The sequence below is a fragment of the Oleiphilus sp. HI0066 genome (assembly GCF_001635725.1).
In genome coordinates this window covers 1-1,088 of the sequence record NZ_LWFH01000607.1, presented here as the reverse complement: position 1 = coordinate 1,088, position 1,088 = coordinate 1, and the positions used below count along the sequence as shown (strand labels likewise).

Sequence of the window (1,088 nt, the reverse complement as noted above, 5' to 3'; positions counted from 1 at the left end):
GAACCGAAATTAGGTTTAGGAATGATCTCTGAAATCGAAGGGCGGAGAATCCTGATCACCTTTCCTGCGGCCGATGAAATTCGTACTTATGCGACAGACCAAGCGCCTATTTCTCGGGTGATTTACAAAGTGGGAGATGAAGTTCGTGATCATGATGATCAACTCTATGTGATCAAAGATGTCGATCTAATTGATGATCTTGTCTTTTATCATGTTTCCAGTGATGCCTCGACAAAACAACGTATTAGCGAAGTTGAGCTGAATTGTTTTATCCAGTTTACGAATCCATTGCAGCGATTAACCAATGGGCACTTCGATCGTAATCGCGCATTTCGTTTGCGTTATGAAACCTTGCAACATAATCATGCCCTTCAACTGAGTGGCGTTAAAGGCTTGCTTGGTTCACGCACGAGCTTGCTTTCTCATCAGGTGTACATTGCAAAAAATGTCGCACAACGTTTTGCACCACGTGTCTTGTTAGCAGATGAGGTTGGCCTCGGTAAAACCATTGAGGCAGGCATGATTATTCATACCCAACTACAACGCGGTTTAAGTTCTCGCGTATTGATTTGTGTGCCATCGACACTGATTCATCAGTGGCTTGTTGAAATGCTGCGCCGATTCAATCTGCGTTTTTCTATTTTTGATCATGCTCGTTGTGATGCGTTGATTGAAGAGGGCGTCGAGAATCCTTTTGAAGAAGAGCAACTAGTATTATGCGATATTGCAACACTTAGCCAAGATCCTGCTCTTTCCGCGCTCGCTAGCGAAGCTGATTGGGATTTGTTTGTCGTCGATGAGGCACATCATCTTGAATGGAGTGCCGAGAAAGCGAGTGATGAATACTTGTGTGTTGAAGAGCTATCGAAGATTAGTCGAGGCGTGTTACTTCTGACTGCGACACCTGAACTTTCATTTTTTTTGTTTCAGTTTTTTCTCTTACGTTTGCTTGATCCTGATCGTTTTCATGACCTTGAAGCCTTCAAGGAACAAGAAAAGCATTATGGCGAAATTTCAGAGTTAGTGAAGCAGCTACAAAGCCAAACCGATGATGCGCCGGTTGATGCCAGCCTTAAATCAGACCTGAG

1 protein-coding gene is annotated in these 1,088 nt (G+C 43.7%); it reads left to right on the top strand.

Annotation, left to right across the window (positions count from 1 at the left end):
• Window positions 1–21: 21 nt before the first annotated feature.
• Window positions 22–1,088, top strand: a 1,067-nt coding sequence (locus tag A3738_RS07910; RefSeq protein ID WP_231876573.1) for an SNF2-related protein, incomplete at its 3' end; no start/stop codon positions are given.